The sequence below is a fragment of the Pseudomonas sp. AOB-7 genome (assembly GCF_003696305.1).
GTDB lineage: Bacteria > Pseudomonadota > Gammaproteobacteria > Pseudomonadales > Pseudomonadaceae > Aquipseudomonas.
The window spans coordinates 212,430-232,240 of sequence record NZ_RFFK01000004.1 but is presented as its reverse complement, the minus strand read 5'-3'; the positions used below and the strand labels follow the sequence as shown (position 1 = coordinate 232,240).

Genomic DNA, 19,811 nt, shown 5'->3' with positions numbered 1-19,811 from the left:
GCCGCTGATGCTGCAACTGCTCAAGGATCTGCGGCACTACCACCATGCCCTGGTAACGCTGTTCTCGGTCAACGTGAAGACCACCGTAGCCTCGGCCCGTCTGGGCTGGCTGTGGTGGTTTCTCGACCCGTTGATCATGATGGCGATCTACTACTTCATCATCCGCGTGGTGTTTCAGCGCGGGGGCGAGAACTACCACCTGTTCGTACTGTGCGGCATCGTCGCCTGGCAGTTCTTCGCGCGCTCCCTGACCGCTGCGGTCACGGCGATCAGCAAGAACCGCGGCATCATCCGCCAGACCAGCACGCCGATGGGCCTGTTGATCGCGGTGCCCTGTGCGGTGCAGCTGTTTTTCGCGTCGGTGGGCATGCTGATTGTCATGTGCTGGTCTTATGCGACCCTCGGCGTGCAATCGCTGGCGGTGCTGCCGCTGTTGTTGCTGGTGTTCTTTATCGCCTATGCGGTCAGCCTGTTCGTGGCGGTGACCCAGGTGTTCTTCGCGGATACCGCGAAACTGGTGGCGTATGGCATCCGTGCGGGGTTCTTCCTCAGCCCGGTGTTGTACCCCACTTCACGGGTGCTGGATGCGGATAACATTCCCGCCTTTGCCAAGCTGCTGTTCGAGCTCAACCCCATTGGCTGGATCATCGAGGCGTTTCGCCGGGTGATCCTCGACGGTAGGATGTTCGACTGGCTCCACTACGCAGTGCTTTTGGCTGTGGCGTTGATACTGGTACAGCTAGGCCTGATGTACCTGAGGCTGTGCAGCAATCGAATCGTGAAGATGCTCTAGAGGTTTATGTGGCACGTTTGGTTCTTTCGCTGCATTCGGAATTCGACAACAAGTCGGCTATCGGTGTGTTCGATAGCGAGCAGGGGCTGCAGTACCTGCAGATCGAGGATCTCTCCAATTCATTGAGCCAACCCCAGCTACGCGGCCTGTGCTGCGTGGGGAACCGGCTGTATGTGACGACGCCGTCGAGCCTGCGTATCTACGCCATCGAGCCTAGCCCGGGGCCGGGCCAGGCCTGGTTCCGCTTGCAGCGCGAGGTGGTGCTGCCGGAATGGGTGCTGGACAAGCGCCCCGACGCCGGGCTGCTGGCGGTGCACTACGCGGCCGGCAAGGGGCGTTTGCTGGTGGCCTGCAATGCTCTGGCGAGCATCGAGGAGTTTGACCTGGAGGGCGAGTTCCTCGGTCGTCGCCACCTCTGGCAGATCGCCCCGAAGCACTTTCAGGTGCCGGCCCAGGCCTCGGGCAAGAGCGGTTTCGGGCATATTCGCGGTATCTGCGAGAACCCCAGCGGGGAGCTGTTCCTGACTGTGGCCTTTCGCAACTGGTCGGACGCCGGCAGCGTGATCGGCTACGACTCCGGCGAGCTGCTGCTGGATCAACTGGAGACGCCGCATTCCGGCCTGTTCCTCGATGGTCGCTACTTCGTCCTGGACGTGCAGCGCGGCAGCCTGCTGGGCCTGCCGCTGGCCGCCGACGGCGAGGCATTGCAGGCCAAGGCGACGAGCCAGAGCTTCGCCGCGCGCGGGCTGAAGATCAATCTGCGCGGGCTGGCCGGCGACAGCGAAGGCCTGTACGCCGGGTTCTTCAACTTCGAGAAGGACGAGAAGAAGAAGGTCGCCTCGCAGATCGTCCGCTTCGATCCGCGCAGCGGCACGCAGGACAAACTCTATCTGCTGCCGGAGGTGGCGGGTTTCCGGTTCCCGGCGCCGTTCTACCTGAGCCCCTTTGCGACGGATATCGGCCGCGTCGTCGGCGACTCGCCGCTGCTGGTCGATGCCACCCGGCCGCAGCCTTGCCCGGCCTCGCCGGTCGCCGAGGCGCCGCGCGCAGAGCCTGCGCCGCCCGTGGTCAAGGCTGCGGTCGTCGCGGTGCAGAAGCCGGCAGCGGTGCGCAAGGAGCAGCCGCTCGGCAAGCCGGTGATCGAGGTTGCCGACGTCAGCCTGTCCTATCGGCGCGGGGTGCGTCTGCATACCTGGCTGCGCCAGCGCCAGGACCGCGACTTCCGGGCGCTCAAGGGCGTGTCGCTGACGCTGCGCGAGGGCGAGGTGCTGGGGCTCGTCGGGCGTAACGGTTCGGGCAAGAGCACCATGGGCATGCTGCTGGCCGGTATCTTGCAGCCCGACCTGGGCACTATCGAGCGACATGGGCGGATTCAGTTGCTGTCGCTCGGCATCGGCTTCAACAACGAGTTGTCTGGACGCGACAACGTGTTCGTCAATGCGGCATTGCTGGGCCTGTCGCGGCGCGAAGTGCTGCAGCACCTAGACGAGATCATCGAGTTTTCCGAGATCGGCGAGTTCATCGACGAGCCGATCCGCACTTACTCGGCTGGCATGCGCAGCCGCTTGGCGTTCGCCATCGCCACGGTGATCCAGCCCGATGTGCTGATTCTCGACGAGGTGCTCTCCACCGGGGACGACTCCTTCCGGCACAAGGCCGAGGCGCGCATGCGCGAGATGAAGGGCAAGGCGAAATGCGTGGTGATGGTTTCCCATAGCGCCAACCAGATCAAGAAGCTCTGCAGCCGGGTGGTCTGGCTGGAGCGGGGGCATCTGATACTCGATGGCCGGCCGAAGCAGGTTATGCCCGAGTACGAGGCGTTTTGCCAGAGCCCTGAGAAGTGGCTGCGGCGTCACCCCAATGTCGCGGCGAGGCTGCAGGAGTGAGTCACGAACCGCCGAGCGTGCTGATGCTTGCCCCGGTCCATCGGGCCTGGGGCAATCGGGTGGTGCGCGAATGCGTATCCCTGGCCGAGGCGGGCTACCGGGTCAGGGCACTGATGCGCTGCGAGCAGGAGCATGTCGCCGAGGGTGTGACCTTCCTGCCGGCCCCGGCTTATCGCAACCGCCTGCAGCGCTTTCTCAATCTGCCGCGGGTGTTGCGCATGGCGCTGGCGCAGCGCGCCGACATCTATCATCTGCACAACCCCGATATGATTCCGCTGGCCCTGGTGCTCAAGCTGCTGGGCAAGACGGTGATCTACGACACCCATGAGGATTATTCGCAGCGGCTGCTGCTGCGCAGTTGGCTGCCGAAACCGCTGCGGCGGCCGCTGGGGTATCTGCTGTCGCTGGCCGAGCGCGGGCTCAGCCATTGGCTGGATGCCACGCTGGTCACGCAAGAGCGCCAGCTGCCGCGGTTTTCCAAACGCTGCCGGCTGCTGCGCAATGCCCCGGTGCTGTCCGAGGTGCTGATGGCGCGCGTGCGCGTTCAGGCAGCGGCCCTGGCGCGCGAGGCTCGGCCCTATCGCCTGATCTATGCCGGCGGCCTGTCGCGGGCTCGCGGGCTGTTCAATGCGCTGGATGCGCTGCAGGGCCTCAATGCGCGGGGCCTGGCCACTCGCCTGTGGTTGCTGGGCCCGGAGCTGGAGCCCTGCCTTGATCAGGCGATGGGTCATCCGGCCTGGGCGCATGTGGACTATCTGGGCCTGCAGCCGCATGAAACCGTATTGGCGCATATGATGCGTGCCGACGTAGGTCTGGCGGTGCTCGCCGATGAGGGCGATCATGCAGCGGCCAGGCCCACCAAGTTGTTCGAGTACATGGCCTGCGGCTTGCCGTTCGTGGCCAGCGACTTTCCCTTGTGGCGCGAGTTTGTCGGTGACCGCGGCGGTATCTGGGTTCGAGCGGATGACCCGGAGGGGTTGCTCGAGGCGTTATGCGCGCTCCTCGGCGACGAGGTGTGGCGACGAGAGCTGGCCGCGCAGGGAGGCGAGTTCGTCGCAAATTTCAACTGGGACGAGGAAAAGCAGAGTCTGCTGTCGGTATACGAGTATTTGAGTCGATGAGCTGTCTGGCGGTCGACGTGATTTCAGTTGCGGTGGAATGAATGAAAAGGCACTACAGGCCGGATATTGACGGCATTCGCGCTATTGCTGTGATGAGCGTGCTGCTCTTTCACGCGGGGTTCGCGTCGTTTTCCGGCGGCTATGTCGGGGTGGACGTATTCTTCGTGATCAGTGGTTTTCTGATTACGCGCCTGATCAAGGATGAGATCGAGGAGGGGCGTTTCAGCTTCGGCGAGTTCTACGCGCGACGTGCCCGCAGGCTGTTCCCGGCGCTGTTCGTGACCGTTGCCGCGACTTTTCTCCTCGCCGTGCTGATGTTCTCGCCGGAGCATATGCGGCGTTTCGCCGGCGAGCTGATTTATGCGGTCACCAGCCTGTCGAATTTCTATTTCTGGGGCGAGAGTGGTTATTTCGATGCCGATGCGCACTTCAAACCTCTGCTGCATACCTGGTCGCTGAGCGTCGAAGAGCAGTTCTATCTGTTCTGGCCGCTGCTGCTGGTGTTCTTGCTGACGCGTTTGCGTGGCTTGTCGGCGGCGCTGGCGATACTGGCGTTGGGCGGCATCAGCTTTGCACTGAATCTGCTGTTCCAGGGCGGAGGCGATGTTTTCAAGGGCGTTTCTTCGACGCTGGCGCGGGCGTTTGCGGACGGTGGCGCGACCATCTACTTTCTGACGCCATTCCGGATTTTCGAGTTCGCCATCGGCGCGGTACTGGTCTGGCTGATGGGCTTGCGGCCCAGAAGCAATTGGCCGCTGGAGCTATTGCTGCTAGTCGGGCTGGTGCTGGCGATTGCGCCAGTGTTCCTCTACGACGAGACCCTGCTGTTTCCCAGTTACTACGCGCTGGCGCCCTGTCTTGGCGCCGCCTTGCTGATCTACGCCGGCGAGGCTCGTTATCTGGGCCGAATTCTGCGCAATCCCCTGTCCGTGCGGATTGGCCTTATCAGCTATTCCCTGTACCTGGTGCATTGGCCTGTATATGTGTTCTATCGCTACTACGTTTACGGCGAGCTCACCACGGTCGAGAAATATGGGGTGTTGCTCACGTCCTTTGCCTTGGCATTGGTGCTGTATCACTTCGTGGAGCAGCGCTACCGCAAGCCTAAGCAAAGAGCTAGAAAGGGTTCGCGGGTTGCATTCGGACTAAGTTGTGTCCTATTGGCATTATTTCTGATTGTTCCTGCCGCTATGGCTTGGTTCGGCGATGGTTGGGCGTGGCGCGCGGAACGGTATGTGGTGCAACCCAATGAGATTCGCTGCGAGAGCCCCTCGCTTTGCAAACTCCAAGATGGCAGTCGCGGGCGTGTGCTTCTGGTAGGTGATTCGCACCTTGGGCATCACATGAAAACTTTGTTGGAGAAGTTTTCGGGATATCAAGTAGACGCTTTCAATGTGTCGGCTTGTTTCTTTGGTGAAGCGCTCAGAACTCAAGATCACAAGGTATGGCGTAAAAAGATATGCGCTAGGGCAAATGCTAATTTGCGAAAATACCTTCATGAAAATGGTGGTGAGTTGGCCTATGTAGTACATGCGCAGCGTTGGCATATGCAAAGGGTCGCCTCTCTAGTAACGGGCAAGCCGCTGCAAGGTACGGTTAAACAGAAGTATAAATTTTTACTTGATGATGTCATGGCGTTATATGCAGCTGTCCCGGCTCGGAAAATTGTTCTTGGGGCAGCGCCTAATACGGCTTTAGGGTGCGTGGAACGCGCGCGGTTTATATCTATGCCGTGCCGGGATGCGCTATTGAATGATACTGTGCAGAGAACTCGTATGTTTAAGAATGTGGCCAAGCAGTATGAGGCCGATGCCATATTCATCCACCCAGTGGATAGTTTGTGCCGTGGCAATGTGTGTCGTGAGCTTAGCGGCAACAAGAAGCTGTACCGGGATGTGCATCACCTGACGCGCGAGGGCAGCAATCTGGTGCTGAGAAAGTTGCAGGTAGAAGGGTGACTTGGTGCATATCGCTGCGGTAGTGCCGGCATTCAACGAAGCGCAACGTATTGGCGCGGTGGTTGCTGCGCTGGTGCCCAGAGTCGACGAGGTGATCGTGGTCGACGATGGCAGCCGCGACGATACGGCCGCTATCGCGGAAGCGGCTGGCGCAAGGGTGCTGAGGCAGGCGTCGAACCAGGGCTATATCGCGGCGTTGCGCCGAGGCATTGCCGCTGCTCGCGCGGAGGTTATCGTCACCCTGGATGCAGACGGCGAGATGCCGCTGGACAGTATTGCCGCACTGGTCGCGCCGATTCGCGAGGGGCGGGCGGATATGGTGCAGGGCCGCCGTAACCGAGTGCCCAGGCCGTCCGAGCGCCTGCTGACCTGGCTGGCTGCGCTGAGGGGCGCGGTAGGGGACTCCGGCACCGGCATGCGCGCCATCCGCAGGGATCTAGCGCAGCGCCTGGAACTGAGGGGCGCCTGCATCTGTGGTACGTTGGCTCTCGAGGTTCTGGCTAAGGGCGGACGCATCGCTGAAGTTCCCATCCACCTGCACAGGGTGAATAAGCCTCGTCGCATCGCCTGGTTCCATCTGCGGCAGTTCTTCTATCTGCTGCCCTGGTTATTGCGTACCCATAAGAATTCATCCAACGAGCGGGTTTGATGTCGCGCAAGGTTCTTTTTCTGACTCTGTATTACCCGCCCGATCTCTGTGCGGGCTCATTCCGCGCCGCGGCTTTGAGCAAGGCGCTGCTGGCGCACGCCGGCGAAGATGTTCAGGTGGATGTCATTACCGGGCAGCCGTCGCGTTACGCGTCCTTTTCGCCCGACGCGCCCGAGATAGAAACTCGGGGTGCGCTGACGATCCGGCGCGTATTGCTGCCGGCCAGGGGCAATGGTTTCCTGGCTCAGGCCTGGCTGTTTCTGTGTTTTGCCTTTGCCGTGCTGAGAGTGGTGCGGGGGCAACACTACGACTTGGTCGTAGCCACGTCGTCGCGCCTTATGACCGCTTGCCTGGGTAGCCTGATTGCCTGGCGCAAGGGGGCGCGGCTGTATCTGGATATTCGCGACATCCTGGTGGAAACCCTGGAGGGGATATTCGCCAGCCCGCTATGGCGGCCGGCCATTGGCGTCTTTGCCCTACTGGAACGCTTGGCCATGGCGCGCGCGGACAGGGTCAACCTGGTTTCGCGGGGGTTCTTGCCTTATTTCCAGTCCCGCTACCCGCAAGGGCGTTTTTCCTTCTTTTCCAACGGGGTGGACAGCGAGTTCCTGCAGGCGCCGGCAGCGGCTGCATTACCGGCCGGCGAGCCGCTGAAAGTGCTCTATGCCGGCAATATCGGCGATGGTCAGGGGCTGCACAATATTTTGCCGGGGCTTGCCCCGCGCTTGAGTGGGCGGGCCTGTTTCCAGGTTATCGGCGACGGCGGCCGTGCCTGCCTGTTGGGCGATGCGCTGGCCGGCATCGACAATGTGCAACTGCTGGCGCCGATGCCACGTAAGCACCTGCAGGCCTATTACGAGCAAGCCGATGTGCTGTTCCTGCACCTCAACGACATGCCGGCCTTCAGGCGAGTGCTGCCTTCCAAGCTGTTCGAGTATGCCGCGACCGGTAAACCCATCTGGGCCGGTGTCGCGGGCTATGCGGCGGAGTTCATCGCCGCCGAGCTGACCAATACCGCGGTGTTTGCGCCCTGCGACGCCGAGGCTGCGCTTGAAAGTTTCGAGCGACTGGAGCTCGGGCTGTCCGATCGCGCGGCGTTCGTCCAGCGCTATGCCCGCGAGCGAATCATGGACGAGATGGCGCAGGACATCCTGCAATTGCTGGAGCCGGTCTGATGCGGGTGTTGGTCACAGGAGCTAGTGGTCTGGTCGGCATGGCCGTTCTGCGCCGTTTGGGGCGCGAGAGTGGTCTGCAGGCGATTGCAGGCGTGCGTGTGCTGACGGCGGGCAATGTTGATTGCGAGCAACGGGCGCTGGGCGATCTAGCCAAGGGGCCGGTCGGTGCCGAGCTGCTGAGTGGGATCGACGTGGTGGTGCACGCCGCGGCGCGGGTGCATGTGATGCAGGAGCGTGCGCAGGATCCGCTGGCGGCTTTCAGGGTGGTCAACGTGGAGGGTACGCGAGCCCTGCTCGAGGCCTCGGCCCAGGCCGGTGTCCGGCGCTTCGTCTTGGTCAGTTCGATCAAGGTCAACGGCGAGGCCAACGCGCCGGGCAGACCTTTTTCCGAGGCTGATGAGGCCAGCCCTCAGGACGCCTATGCGTGCTCCAAATGGGAGGCGGAGCAACTGGTGCAGGCATTCTGCGAGCAGCATGGCATGGAGTGGGTGGTGGTGCGCCCGCCAGTGGTATACGGGCCCGGGGTGCGGGCCAACTTTCGGCGTATGCTGCAGGCGCTCGCCCGTGGCTTGCCGCTGCCGCTGGGGGGGCTGCACAACAAGCGCAGTCTGGTGGCGCTGGAGAACCTGGCCGATTTTCTCGTCTGCTGCGTGAGCCACCCGTTGGCAGCCAATCAGCGGTTCCTGGTCAGCGATGGCCAGGATCTGTCCGTTACCGAGCTGAGTCGAAAGCTTGCTGCTGCGCTCGACTCGCGCTCCTGGCTGGTGCCGGTACCGCGCACCTGGCTGAGTGCCGCCCTGCATCTGCTGGGGCGCGGGGCTGCGGCACAACGTCTGTGCGGTGAGTTGCGGGTGAATAGCAGCAAGGCGTGCTCCCTGCTGAATTGGCAGGCGCCGCAGGGCGTAGATGACGCATTAGCCGACACCGTGAGGGATTTCGTTCGGGAGTGCAGTCGATGATGCCGTTATGGCTGCTGGGTGTGCTGCTGGTGTCCTGGGTGCTGACCGGAGAGGTGCGTCGTTATGCCCTGGCGCGCAGCCTGCTGGATCTGCCCAATGCGCGCAGCTCGCATGCGGTTCCAACTCCGCGTGGCGGCGGACTGGCCATTGTCCTGGCGTTTCTCGCGGTACTGCCCATATTGGCCGTGGAGGAGGTGCTGCCTTGGCCGGCGATGTGGGCGCTGCTGGGTGGCGGCGCCTGGGTGGCGGCGCTGGGTTTTCTCGACGACCACGGCCATGTCGCGGCGCGCTGGCGTTTGCTCGGGCATTTCATCGCGGCAGCCTGGGTGTTGGCGTGGCTGGGCGGCTTGCCGCCGTTGCGGGTGGCCGATGTGCCGCTGGAGCTGGGCTGGCTGGGTCATGGGCTGGCGCTGGTCGGCCTGGTATGGTTGCTCAATCTCTACAACTTCATGGATGGCATAGACGGTATCGCGGCGGTCGAGGCTATCTGCGTGTGCCTTGGGGGCGCCTTGCTCTATGGACTGCTCGGTCATCAGGCCCTGGCCTGGACGCCATTGGCCCTGGGGCTGGCGGCATTGGGCTTTCTGTACTGGAACTTCCCGCCAGCACGGATCTTCATGGGCGATGCCGGCAGTGGCTTTCTCGGTTTGATACTGGGCGCTCTGGCGGTGCAGGCGGCATGGGTGGCGAGCGAGCTGTTGTGGGCCTGGCTGATCCTGCTCGGCGTGTTCGTGGTGGATGCGACCTGGACTTTGCTGCACCGCCTGCTGAGGCGCGAGCGGGTCTACGAGGCGCACCGCAGCCATGCCTACCAGTTCGCCTCGCGCCGGTTTCAGCGGCATCTGCCGGTGACGCTGGCGGTGGCGCTGCTGAATCTGCTCTGGCTGCTGCCTCTGGCCGCTGGCGTGGCGCTGGGCTATTTGGATGGCGCTGTGGGATTGCTTCTGGCCTATAGTCCCTTGGCGTGGTTGGCATGGCGTTTCGAGGCAGGAGCGGCCGAGTAGCCCTGGCGCCGTTTATCGGGAGCGCATGCGGAGTTTTGGCGTTATTCGAGTTATGCGGGTCGATATAAGGTCGATGGCCCGCCACTGGACGATCAAGAGGAACGGATGACGGATAAGCTGCGCAAGAGGCTGGTCAAGTTGCCACGGCGCTATAAGCGCCTGCTGCAGGTTACGGTGGATATCGGCCTGGTCTGGCTGGCGCTGTGGCTGGCATTCGTGGTGCGCCTGGGTTTCGACAAGCGTATCGAGCCCTGGGGCGACCACCTCTGGCTGTTCGCCGCGGCGCCGTTGATCGCCATTCCCTGTTTTATCCGCCTGGGTATGTACCGCGCGGTGATGCGCTATTTCGGCAATGATGCGCTGCTGGCGATCTTCAAGGCGGTCACGCTCTCCGCCCTGACGCTGGCGCTGGCCGTCTACTGGTATCGCGAGCCGCCAGCGCTGGTGCCTCGTTCGCTGGTGTTCAACTACTGGTGGCTGAGCCTGTTCATGATCGGCGGGTTGCGCTTACTGATGCGTCAGTACTTCATGGGCGACTGGTATGTGGCGGCGCGGCAGATGCCGTTCGTGAATGCCAGTCGTGCGGGGTCTTTGCCCAAGGTGGCGGTCTACGGCGCCGGTGCGGCCGGCAATCAGCTGGTTGCCGCCCTGCGCATGGGGCGCTCCATGCAGCCGGTGGCGTTCGTCGATGACGACGACAATATTGCTACGCGAATCATCGCCGGCCTGCAGGTCTACAAACCCAAACACATCCAGCAGATGATCGAAGAGACCGGGGCGCAGGAAATCCTGCTGGCGGTGCCCTCGCTGTCGCGGGCTCGACGCCGTGAAATCCTCGAGTGCCTGGAGGGCTTTCCGCTGCATGTCCGCACGGTGCCCGGGTTCATGGACCTGGCCAGCGGACGGGTGAAGGTCGACGACTTGCAGGAGGTCGATATCGCCGACTTGCTCGGACGCGATCCGGTGCCGCCGAATCAGGCGTTGCTGGAACACTGCATCCGCGATCAGGTGGTGATGGTGACCGGGGCCGGTGGCTCGATTGGTTCCGAGCTGTGCCGGCAGATCGTCGCCAGCGGCCCCAGGGTGCTGGTGCTGTTCGAGCACTCGGAATACAACCTCTACAGCATTCACACCGAACTGGAACAGCGTATTCAGCGTGAATACCTGTCCCTGCAACTGGTGCCCATTCTGGGCTCGGTGCGCAATCCCGGGCGTTTGCTAGATGTGATGCGAACCTGGCGCGTGGCGACGGTCTACCACGCGGCGGCCTACAAGCATGTGCCGATGGTCGAGCACAACATCGCCGAGGGGGTGCTGAACAATGTGATGGGCTCCCTGTACGCCGCCCAGGCGGCGATTCAGGCCGGTGTCGAGCATTTCGTGCTGATTTCCACGGACAAGGCGGTGCGGCCGACCAACGTGATGGGCAGCAGCAAGCGTCTGGCGGAGATGATCCTGCAGGCGCTCAGCCGCGAATCGGCTCCCGTGCTGTTCGGCGAGGACGGGGTGCACCGGGTCAACAAGACGCGTTTCAACATGGTGCGTTTCGGCAATGTGCTGGGCTCGTCAGGTTCGGTGATCCCGCGCTTCCACGAGCAGATCCGCCGCGGCGGGCCGGTGACCGTGACCCATCCCAACATTACCCGCTACTTCATGACCATCCCGGAGGCGGCTCAGTTGGTGATCCAGGCGGGGGCCATGGGGCAGGGTGGCGATGTGTTCGTGCTGGATATGGGGCAGCCGGTGAAGATTCTCGATCTGGCCGAGAAGATGATTCATCTGAGCGGCCTGAGTGTGCGTTCGGAGCGCAGCCCGCATGGCGATATCGCCATCGAGTTCACCGGCCTACGGCCTGGCGAGAAGCTCTACGAAGAGCTGTTGATCGGCGACAACGTCAGCGAAACCGAGCATCCTATGATCATGCGGGCCAACGAGGAAATGTTGCCGTGGGATGTCTACAAGCGGGTGTTGCAGGAGTTGCTTGGCGCCGTGGAGCGCGATGACTACGACCGCGTGCGACAGTTGCTGCGCGAAACGGTGAGTGGTTACCGGCCCGAGGGGGAGATCGTCGATTGGATTCACCAGCAGCGGCGTTCCGACTCCTGATTTGACAGACGGGTATCAGCGTCTAGTTTTTAGTCCGTGGACTGAGGAAGTCCCATTCAGATGAACTAATGACAAGGACGATAATCATGCTGAAAGCCCGTCTTTCTTCCCTGCTGTTCGCTGTTCTCGCTTCTCTCTCCCTGGCTGCCGTGGCCGCCGAAACGCCGAAATCCGAAAGCGCCAAGCCGGCTGCCGTGCAGGTGGCGCAGGTGGTCGTGGTCAACCTGAACACCGCCGATGCGGATACCCTGCAGCGCGAGCTGGCGGGTATCGGCGAGACCAAGGCCAAGGCGATCGTGGCGTACCGTGAGGAGCACGGTGATTTCGCGTCGGTCGACGAGTTGCTGGAGGTCAAGGGGATTGGCCAGGCGACGCTGGAGAAGAATCGCGACAAGTTGAGTGTGAACTGACGCCTGGCGGCGTTGCCATTTGGGCCGGTCCTTGACCGGCCTTTTTGCTTTTAGGCGGCGTATTCTGTCGGCGCCAGGCGTTGGTTATCGAGTGCTGGTGAGAGTCCGCAGGCAATAAAAAACCCAGCGGCTAGGCTGGGTTTTTGAATTTGGCTCCGCGACCTGGACTCGACGGCGCCAGCCGAACGCGCTTTAGCGCGGCCCCGAAGGGGTGAGCGAAGCGAATAACCTGGGACGCAGTCCCTGGTGAGAGTCCGCCGGAAACGAAAAAGCCCCGGTATGAACCGAGGCTTTAAATTTGGCTCCGCGACCTGGACTCGAACCAGGGACCCAATGATTAACAGTCATTTGCTCTACCGACTGAGCTATCGCGGAACAACGGCGCGTATGTTACTGATTAAAAAAGAGAAGTCAACACTTTGCAGCGACGTCTAGGTGGCCAGGATTCGGGGCGTTCAGCGTTGGTGTCGTGGGAAGGGGCTTTAGTCGCGACAGATCGCGGCTACGACTGCATGGATGCAGGAGGTAGAGCGACGCAGGACGCCAAAGTCGAAAGCCGCTCCTACAGTTGCGTTGTTGTGCGGCGCATAAAAAACGCCGGCTTCGAGCCGGCGTTTTTGTTTATCGCAGAGGCTTACAGCACGGCATGAATCGCGCGCGTGACGCTGTCCAGGTTGCCTTTGTTCAGCGCGGCGACGCAGATGCGGCCGGTGCCGACGGCATAGATGCCGAACTCGTTCTTCAGCCGCTCGACCTGCTCCACGGTGAGGCCGGAGTAGGAGAACATGCCGCGTTGCTCGGCGACGAAGCCGAAGTCGCGCTTGGCGCCCAGGGCGGCCAGTTGCTCGACCATGGCCAGGCGCATGCCGCGGATGCGCTCGCGCATTTCGCCCAGCTCGGCTTCCCACATGGCGCGCAGCTCGGGGCTGTTGAGCACGCTGGCGACCACGGTGGCGCCGTGGGTCGGCGGGTTGGAGTAGTTGGTGCGGATCACGCGCTTGAGCTGCGACAGCACGCGCCCGGCTTCTTCCTGGCTGCTGGTGACGATGGACAGCGCGCCGACGCGCTCGCCGTACAGCGAGAAGGACTTGGAGAAGGAGCTGGAAACGAAGAACTCCATGCCGGATTCGGCGAACAGGCGTACCGCTTCGGCGTCCTGTTCGATGCCGTCGCCAAAGCCCTGGTAGGCGATGTCGAGGAAGGGCACATGCTCGCGCTCGCGCAGCACTTCCAGCACGGCCTTCCAGTCGTCCAGCTGCAGGTCGACGCCGGTCGGGTTGTGGCAGCAGGCGTGCAGCACGACGATGGAGCGTGCCGGCAGGTTGCGCAGGTCTTCGAGCAGGCCGCCGCGGTTGACGCCGTTGCTGAAGGCGTCGTAGTAGCGGTAGTTCTGCACCGGGAAACCGGCGGATTCGAACAGCGCGCGGTGGTTTTCCCAGCTCGGGTCGCTGATGGCCACGACCGAGTCGGGCAGCAGGCGCTTGAGGAAGTCGGCGCCGATCTTCAGCGCGCCGGTGCCGCCGAGGGCCTGGGTGGTGATCACGCGGCCGCCTTCGAGCAGGGCGGAATTGGCGCCGAACAGCAGTTTCTGCACCGCCTGGTCGTAGGCGGCGATGCCTTCGATCGGCAGGTAGCCGCGCGGTGCGTGGGCCTCGATGCGCGCCTTCTCGGCCTCGGCTACGGCGCGAAGCAGCGGAATTCGCCCCTCCTCGTTGTAGTAGACGCCCACGCCGAGGTTGACCTTGGTGGTGCGGGTGTCAGCGTTGAACGCTTCGTTGAGGCCCAGGATGGGATCGCGCGGAGCCATTTCGACGGCGGAGAAGAGACTCATGATGGATGCGGCAGCTCGAAGGTGAGGGTGGGAGGCCAGGCGACCCCGAAAACTCGCGCTAGGGGGTCGCGTAAACGGGGCGCTAGTATAGCGACCCTGAGTCTGGGGGGCGACAGCGCAAACGCCTGAATTATGGGCTTTCGCCAGGTAATTCGAGCGGGTTTGTCCATCGCCCGCAGTTAGCAGCTTTGACGTAGTCTGTCAGGGCGCGTCACAGCCGTTTGTCGAGGTCAGTCATGACGGAATTTCAACTGGTAACCCGTTTCAAGCCGGCCGGCGATCAGCCGGAGGCGATCCGGCAGATGGTCGAAGGCCTGGAGGCGGGCCTGTCGCACCAGACCCTGCTCGGCGTGACCGGTTCGGGCAAGACCTTTTCCATCGCCAACGTGATCGCCCAGGTGCAGCGCCCGACCCTGGTGCTGGCGCCGAACAAGACCCTGGCCGCGCAGCTGTACGGCGAGTTCAAGGCGTTCTTCCCGCACAACGCGGTGGAGTATTTCGTCTCCTACTACGACTACTACCAGCCGGAAGCCTATGTGCCGTCGTCCGACACCTTCATCGAGAAGGATGCCTCGATCAACGACCATATCGAGCAGATGCGCCTGTCGGCGACCAAGGCGCTGATCGAGCGGCCGGACGTGATAGTGGTCTGCACCGTCTCCTCGATCTACGGCCTGGGCAGCCCCGAGGAGTACCTGAAGATGGTGCTGCACCTCGACCGCGGCGACAAAATGGATCAGCGCGACCTGCTGCGCCGCCTGGCCGAGCTGCAGTACACGCGCAACGACCTGGACTTCGCCCGCGCCAGTTTCCGCGTGCGTGGCGACGTGATCGACGTGTTCCCCGCCGAATCCGAGCTGGAGGCGATCCGTGTCGAGCTGTTCGACGACGAGGTGGAAAGCATCAGCGCCTTCGACCCGCTGACCGGCGAGGTGATCAAGAAGCTGCCGCGCTTCACCTTCTACCCCAAGAGCCACTACGTCACCCCGCGCGAGACGCTGCTCGGCGCGGTGGAGAACATCAAGGTCGAGCTCAAGCAGCGCCTCGACTACCTGCGCGGTGCGGGCAAGCTGGTGGAGGCGCAGCGCCTGGAGCAGCGCACCCGCTTCGACCTGGAGATGATCCTCGAGCTGGGCTACTGCAACGGCATCGAGAACTACTCGCGCTACCTCTCCGGGCGCGGTCCCGGCGAGCCGCCGCCGACCCTGTACGACTACCTGCCGGACGAGGCGCTGCTGGTGATCGACGAGTCCCACGTCTCGGTGCCGCAGGTCGGTGCCATGTACAAGGGCGACCGTTCGCGCAAGGAAACCCTGGTGGAGTACGGCTTCCGCCTGCCGTCGGCGCTGGACAACCGGCCGATGCGCTTCGAGGAGTGGGAGGCGGCCAGCCCGCAGACCATCTTCGTCTCGGCCACGCCCGGGCCCTACGAGGCCGAGCATGCCGGGCGCGTGGTCGAGCAGGTGGTGCGCCCCACCGGTCTGGTCGACCCCGAGGTGGAGGTGCGCCCGGCGCGCACCCAGGTCGACGACCTGCTGTCGGAGATCCGCCTGCGCGTGGCGGTCGAGGAGCGGGTGCTGGTCACCACCCTGACCAAGCGCATGGCCGAGGACCTCACCGACTACCTGGGCGATCACGACGTCAAGGTGCGCTACCTGCACTCGGACATCGATACCGTGGAGCGGGTGGAGATCATCCGCGACCTGCGTCTCGGCGCCTTCGATGTGCTGGTCGGCATCAACCTGCTGCGCGAGGGCCTGGACATGCCCGAGGTGGCGCTGGTGGCGATTCTCGATGCGGACAAGGAAGGCTTCCTGCGCAGCGAGCGCTCGCTGATCCAGACCATCGGCCGCGCCGCGCGCAACCTCAACGGCAAGGCGATCCTCTATGCCGATCGCATCACCGGCTCGATGGAGCGTGCCATCGGTGAGACCGAGCGGCGCCGCGACAAGCAGATCGCCTTCAACGCCGCCCATGGCATCGTGCCCAAGGGGGTGAAGAAGGACGTCCAGGACATTCTCGAAGGCGCCACCGTGCCCGGCGCGCGCAGCAACAAGCGCAAGGGCATGGCCAAGGCGGCGGAGGAGAGCGCTCGTTACGAGAGCGAACTGCGTTCGCCGAGCGAGATCGCCAAGCGCATCCGCCAGCTGGAGGAGAAGATGTACCAGCTGGCCCGCGACCTGGAATTCGAGGCCGCGGCGCAGCTGCGCGACGAGATCCACAAGCTGCGCGAGCGTCTATTGCAGGTGTAGCCCGGATGCAATCCGGGGTGGATGTTAAGGCGGGAGATTTCCCCGGATTGCATCCGGGCTACGTGAGCCGTTAGCGCCGGCCGAAGATGATCAGCATCACCCCGCCCAGGGTGATCGCGCAGGCCAGCAGCGCCAGCAGGCTAAGCTGTTCGCCCAGCAGCAGGTAACCCAGCAGCAGCGCCACCACCGGGTTGACGAAGGCGAAGGTGGCCACCAGGCTCGGGCGCACCTCGCGCAGCAGCCAGAAGTAGGCCGGGTACACGCCCAGGCTCACCGGCAGCACCAGGTAGGCCAGCCACAGCCAGGCCTGGCTGGAGGTGGCGGCCAGCTGCAGGTCTTGCCAGTCGCCGTGCCAAAGGCCGAACAGGCCGAGCAGCAGGGCGCCGATCAGCATCTGCAGGCTCAGCCCCAGCCAGCTGGAGCGAAACGCCGGGCGGCCGCGCAGCAGCCACACGCCGCAGGCCCAGAACAGCGTCGCCGCCACCACCAGGGCACCAGCCAGCCATTGTTCGACGCTGGCCGCGCTGCCCAGGGCGTTGTTCATCAGCAGCACGATGCCGCCGCAGGCCAGCGCCAGGCCGGCCAGCACCCAGAGCGGCGGGCGTTCGCCGAGCAGCCATTCCAGCGCCACGCTCCACAGCGGCAGGGTGGTGTAGAGCATCGCCAGCATGCCGGTGGGCAGGTACTGGTTGGCGTAGATCAGCGCGCCCTGGCCGACCGCGATCAGCGACAGGCCGCCGATCAGCACGCCGCCCCAGTCGCTGCGCTGCAGGCGCAGTTGCCCGCTCAGTGCCACCCACAGTAGCGCCAGGCCGCCGGCCAGGGCGAAGCGCAGGCAGCCGATGACGAAGGGCGGCAGCTCGCGCAGGAGGAAATGGTTGGCCAGGTAGGTGGTGCCCCAGCCGATGTAGATGGTGGCGAAGGCACCGATCAGCAGCAGGGCGCGGGAGGTTTTGAGCATGCAATACCGCAACGAAAAAACGCGCCGCAGTGGGCGCGTATGGTCAGTGGGCGGCGCCACCTGTGGCGCCGGCCGGCAGGCGGCGGGTCAGCAGCATGGCGAACATGCTCAGGCCCAGGGCGATGCCGATGAAATGAAAGGCGTCATTGTAGGCCATGATCGCCGCCTGCTGGTGGGCGATTTCGCTGAGCTTGGCCAGCGCCGCCTGCTCGCTGCCGAGCGTCTGGGTCAGCAGTTGCAGGCGTTCGTCCAGCTGCGTATTGGTCGGCACCAGGGCTTCGCGCAGGTAGTCGAAATAGACCTTGGCGCGGGCATCCAGTAGGGTCGCGAGCAGGGCGATGCCGATGGCGCCGCCGAGGTTGCGCAGGATGTTGAACAGGCTCGAGGCCGAGCCGGCGTCCTGTGGCAGCACGTAGGCGGTGGCGATCAGCGACAGGGTCACCATCACCAGCGGCTGGCCGAGCGCGCGGATGAGCTGGATGTGCTGGAACTGTTCGCCGGCGAAGTTCGGCTCGAGCACGCCCGAGGCGAAACTGGCCGCACCGAACAGGGCGAAGCCCAGGGCGCACAGCCATTTCGGCGAGATGAATGTCATCAGCTTGGGCACCAGCGGAATCAGCAGCAGCTGCGGCAGGCCCATCCACATGATCACCTCGCCGATCTGCAGCGCGTTGTAGCCCTGGATCTGCGCCAGGTACAGCGGCAGCACGTAGATCGAACCGTACAGGCCCACGCCCAGGCCGAGGCTGGCGATGCTGGCCAGGGCGAAGTTGCGCTCGCGCAGCACGCCGAGGTTGATCAGCGGGTTGGGTTTCGACAACTGCAGGATGACGAACAGCGCCAGGCTGATCAGGGCGATGCTGCCCAGGCCCTGGATCAGGCTCGACTCCAGCCAGTCCTTGCGGTGGCCTTCCTCGAGAAACACCTGCAGGCAGCCCAGGCCCAGGCCGAGGGTGAGGATCCCGGCGTAGTCGGTGGTGCGCAGCAGCGGCCAGTGCGGCGCCTTCTTCTCCAGGCCGTAGAGCAGCCCGGCGATCATCAGCAGGCCCGGCGGCACGTTGATATAGAAGATGTACTGCCAGCCCCAGTTCTCGGTCAGCCAGCCGCCCAGTGTGGGGCCGATGGACGGGGCGAAGGTGGCGGTGATGGCGAACAGCGCCATGCCCTTGGCGCGGTGGTGCTCCGGCAGCTTGATCAGGGTCAGGGTGAAGGCCAGCGGGATCAGCGCGCCGCCGGTAAAGCCCTGCAGGGCGCGGAAGACGATCATGCTCTCCAGGTTCCAGGCCATCGAGCACAGCAGCGAGGAGGCGAGAAAGCCCAGCGACACCCACAGCGCCAGACGCCGCGCAGAGAGCAGCTGCACCAGCCAGGCGGTCAGCGGAATCATGATGATCTCGGCGACCAGGTAGGAGGTGGAGATCCACGAGCCTTCCTCGAGGGTGGCAGCCAGCGCGCCCTGGATGTCCTTGAGCGAGGCGTTGGTGATCTGGATATCCAGCACCGCCATGAAGGCGCCGAGCATGGCGCTCATCACCGCGATCCAGTCGCGCCGGCTGGGCTCCGCCGTCGGGCGCAACAGGGCATCAGCCGCCATGCTGGGCGTCGTCGCGGATGTCGACAAGCACCTCGACCGACATGCCGGGGCGGATCAGCCCCTGCAGCGGGTGGTCGGCGGCGAAGGTCAGCTTGACCGGGATGCGCTGCACCACCTTGGTGAAGTTGCCGGTGGCATTGTCCGGCGGCAGCAGGCTGAACTGCGCGCCGGAGGCGGCGAACAGGCTGTCGATGCGGCCCTCGATGGGGGTGTCGGGGTAGCTGTCGAACACCAGCTCGGCGCGCTGGCCGGGGCGCATGCGGCCGATCTGGGTTTCCTTGAAGTTGGCCTGCACCCAGATGTCGCGATCCGGCACCAGCGACAGCAGGTAGCTGCCGCTCTGTACCACCTGGCCTTCGCGCGCCGCACGCTGGCCGACGAAGCCGCCGATGGGCGCGTGGATCCGGGTGCGGGCGAGATCCAGCTCGGCCTGCTCCAGGTCGACGCCGGCGGCGAGGATCAGCGCGTCGAGGCGTTTCACCTCGGCCTCCAGCGCCGCGGTCTGCTGGCGCTGCGCCTGCAGGTCGGCAGCGGCCTTGGCCCGCTGCGAGCGCGCCACGCGCTGGTCGGCGGCCAGGGTGGTGACCCGCTCCTCGGAGACGTAGCCGGGCTTGCGCAGGGCCTGGGCACGGCCGAGATCGAGCTGGGCGCGTTCCAGGGTGGCCTGGCTGGCGGCCACTTCAGCCTGGCTGGCGGCGATCAGGCTGCTCTGCTGCGCCAGTTTGCTGCGCGCCTGGTCGAGTTGCGCTTGGTAGTTGGCCAGGGCGGCGCGGGCGCGCTGGCGGGCCAGGCGGAAATCGCTGTCCTCCAGCACTGCCAGCAACGCGCCGGCCTCGACGTGCTGGTTGTCGCGCACCAGCACCCGCTCGATGCGCGCGTTCAGCTGGCTCGATACCCGGGTGATCTCGCCCTGCACGTAGGCATTGTCGGTGCTCTGCAGGTGACGGCCGATCAGCAGCCAGTGGCCGAACAGGGCGGCGGCCAGCAGGCCGAGCAGGGTGGTGAAGAGCAGGAGGCGGCGTTGCAGGGGAGCGGGCATGCGAGGGCTCGGCTTGGGTGAAAAGTGTAAGCAAATTTAACGATGTTCTCTTTTCGCTAGTAGCCGGTAGACT

General features: G+C 64.1%; 15 protein-coding genes and 1 tRNA gene. 11 read left to right on the top strand and 5 right to left on the bottom strand.

Going from position 1 to position 19,811, the window contains the following annotated elements:
* The first annotated feature begins 7 nt into the window (after nt 1-7).
* The 10 genes from EA796_RS09975 to EA796_RS09930 all read left to right on the top strand — a co-directional run bounded on the left by EA796_RS09975 (nt 8) and on the right by EA796_RS09930 (nt 12,061).
* Nucleotides 8-793 (top strand): ABC transporter permease, encoded by a 786-nt coding sequence (locus tag EA796_RS09975; RefSeq protein WP_122108499.1) that lies wholly within the window; start codon nt 8-10, stop codon nt 791-793.
* A gap of 8 nt (nt 794-801) precedes the next feature.
* Nucleotides 802-2,679, top strand: coding sequence for an ABC transporter ATP-binding protein (locus EA796_RS09970; RefSeq protein ID WP_122108498.1), 1,878 nt, complete (start codon nt 802-804; stop codon nt 2,677-2,679).
* Between the two features lie 23 nt (nt 2,680-2,702).
* Nucleotides 2,703-3,800 (top strand): glycosyltransferase, encoded by a 1,098-nt coding sequence (locus EA796_RS09965; RefSeq protein ID WP_122108497.1) that lies wholly within the window; start codon nt 2,703-2,705, stop codon nt 3,798-3,800.
* A 41-nt stretch (nt 3,801-3,841) separates the two neighbouring features.
* Nucleotides 3,842-5,758, top strand: coding sequence for an acyltransferase family protein (locus EA796_RS09960; RefSeq protein WP_122108496.1), 1,917 nt, complete (start codon nt 3,842-3,844; stop codon nt 5,756-5,758).
* Nucleotides 5,759-5,762: 4 nt separating this feature from the next.
* Nucleotides 5,763-6,407, top strand: a complete 645-nt coding sequence (locus EA796_RS09955) for a glycosyltransferase family 2 protein (RefSeq protein WP_218567629.1) — start codon at nt 5,763-5,765, stop codon at nt 6,405-6,407.
* Complete coding sequence (locus EA796_RS09950) at nt 6,407-7,582, top strand: glycosyltransferase family 4 protein (protein WP_122108494.1); 1,176 nt, start codon at nt 6,407-6,409, stop codon at nt 7,580-7,582. Before EA796_RS09955 ends, EA796_RS09950 begins: the two co-directional genes overlap by 1 nt.
* Nucleotides 7,582-8,541: an NAD-dependent epimerase/dehydratase family protein gene (locus tag EA796_RS09945; RefSeq protein WP_122108493.1), complete on the top strand. Its 960-nt coding sequence runs from the start codon at nt 7,582-7,584 to the stop codon at nt 8,539-8,541. Before EA796_RS09950 ends, EA796_RS09945 begins: the two co-directional genes overlap by 1 nt.
* Complete coding sequence (locus tag EA796_RS09940) at nt 8,541-9,545, top strand: glycosyltransferase family 4 protein (protein ID WP_371921465.1); 1,005 nt, start codon at nt 8,541-8,543, stop codon at nt 9,543-9,545. The genes EA796_RS09945 and EA796_RS09940 overlap by 1 nt, the downstream gene beginning before the upstream one ends.
* A gap of 105 nt (nt 9,546-9,650) precedes the next feature.
* Nucleotides 9,651-11,651 (top strand): nucleoside-diphosphate sugar epimerase/dehydratase, encoded by a 2,001-nt coding sequence (locus EA796_RS09935; protein WP_122108491.1) that lies wholly within the window; start codon nt 9,651-9,653, stop codon nt 11,649-11,651.
* 86 nt (nt 11,652-11,737) lie between these two features.
* Nucleotides 11,738-12,061, top strand: coding sequence for a helix-hairpin-helix domain-containing protein (locus EA796_RS09930; protein ID WP_122108490.1), 324 nt, complete (start codon nt 11,738-11,740; stop codon nt 12,059-12,061).
* Nucleotides 12,062-12,360: 299 nt separating this feature from the next.
* On the opposite strand, the gene EA796_RS09925 is transcribed toward EA796_RS09930, so the two are convergent.
* Both EA796_RS09925 and EA796_RS09920 read right to left on the bottom strand, forming a co-directional pair.
* Nucleotides 12,361-12,436 (bottom strand) — tRNA-Asn (locus tag EA796_RS09925).
* 259 nt (nt 12,437-12,695) lie between these two features.
* Nucleotides 12,696-13,892, bottom strand: coding sequence for an amino acid aminotransferase (locus tag EA796_RS09920; RefSeq protein WP_021445112.1), 1,197 nt, complete (start codon nt 13,890-13,892; stop codon nt 12,696-12,698).
* 236 nt (nt 13,893-14,128) lie between these two features.
* Here EA796_RS09920 and uvrB point away from each other — a divergent pair, with 236 nt between their 5' ends.
* Nucleotides 14,129-16,144 carry an excinuclease ABC subunit UvrB gene (gene uvrB, locus EA796_RS09915; RefSeq protein WP_122108489.1) on the top strand — a complete coding sequence of 672 codons (2,016 nt, stop codon included), beginning with the start codon at nt 14,129-14,131 and terminating at the stop codon, nt 16,142-16,144.
* Between the two features lie 70 nt (nt 16,145-16,214).
* On the opposite strand, the gene EA796_RS09910 is transcribed toward uvrB, so the two are convergent.
* The 3 genes from EA796_RS09910 to EA796_RS09900 are packed head-to-tail and all read right to left on the bottom strand — an operon-like array spanning nt 16,215 to nt 19,738.
* On the bottom strand, nt 16,215-17,105 hold the full coding sequence (locus EA796_RS09910) for an EamA family transporter (RefSeq protein WP_122108488.1): 891 nt from the start codon (nt 17,103-17,105) through the stop codon (nt 16,215-16,217).
* Between the two features lie 43 nt (nt 17,106-17,148).
* Nucleotides 17,149-18,639, bottom strand: a complete 1,491-nt coding sequence (locus tag EA796_RS09905; protein WP_178082553.1) for an MDR family MFS transporter — start codon at nt 18,637-18,639, stop codon at nt 17,149-17,151.
* A gap of 49 nt (nt 18,640-18,688) precedes the next feature.
* Nucleotides 18,689-19,738: an HlyD family secretion protein gene (locus EA796_RS09900; protein ID WP_122108486.1), complete on the bottom strand. Its 1,050-nt coding sequence runs from the start codon at nt 19,736-19,738 to the stop codon at nt 18,689-18,691.
* Between the last annotated feature and the right edge of the window lie 73 nt (nt 19,739-19,811).

Coding starts and splice junctions, on each gene's coding strand:
- EA796_RS09900 (WP_122108486.1), bottom strand. CDS start 19,738: ATGCCCGCTCCCCTGCAACGCCGCCTCCTGCTCTTCACCACCCTGCTC.
- EA796_RS09945 (WP_122108493.1), top strand. CDS start 7,582: ATGCGGGTGTTGGTCACAGGAGCTAGTGGTCTGGTCGGCATGGCCGTT.
- uvrB (WP_122108489.1), top strand. CDS start 14,129: ATGACGGAATTTCAACTGGTAACCCGTTTCAAGCCGGCCGGCGATCAG.
- EA796_RS09935 (WP_122108491.1), top strand. CDS start 9,651: ATGACGGATAAGCTGCGCAAGAGGCTGGTCAAGTTGCCACGGCGCTAT.
- EA796_RS09930 (WP_122108490.1), top strand. CDS start 11,738: ATGCTGAAAGCCCGTCTTTCTTCCCTGCTGTTCGCTGTTCTCGCTTCT.
- EA796_RS09940 (WP_371921465.1), top strand. CDS start 8,541: ATGCCGTTATGGCTGCTGGGTGTGCTGCTGGTGTCCTGGGTGCTGACC.
- EA796_RS09975 (WP_122108499.1), top strand. CDS start 8: ATGCTGCAACTGCTCAAGGATCTGCGGCACTACCACCATGCCCTGGTA.
- EA796_RS09910 (WP_122108488.1), bottom strand. CDS start 17,105: ATGCTCAAAACCTCCCGCGCCCTGCTGCTGATCGGTGCCTTCGCCACC.
- EA796_RS09960 (WP_122108496.1), top strand. CDS start 3,842: ATGAAAAGGCACTACAGGCCGGATATTGACGGCATTCGCGCTATTGCT.
- EA796_RS09920 (WP_021445112.1), bottom strand. CDS start 13,892: ATGAGTCTCTTCTCCGCCGTCGAAATGGCTCCGCGCGATCCCATCCTG.
- EA796_RS09950 (WP_122108494.1), top strand. CDS start 6,407: ATGTCGCGCAAGGTTCTTTTTCTGACTCTGTATTACCCGCCCGATCTC.
- EA796_RS09965 (WP_122108497.1), top strand. CDS start 2,703: ATGCTTGCCCCGGTCCATCGGGCCTGGGGCAATCGGGTGGTGCGCGAA.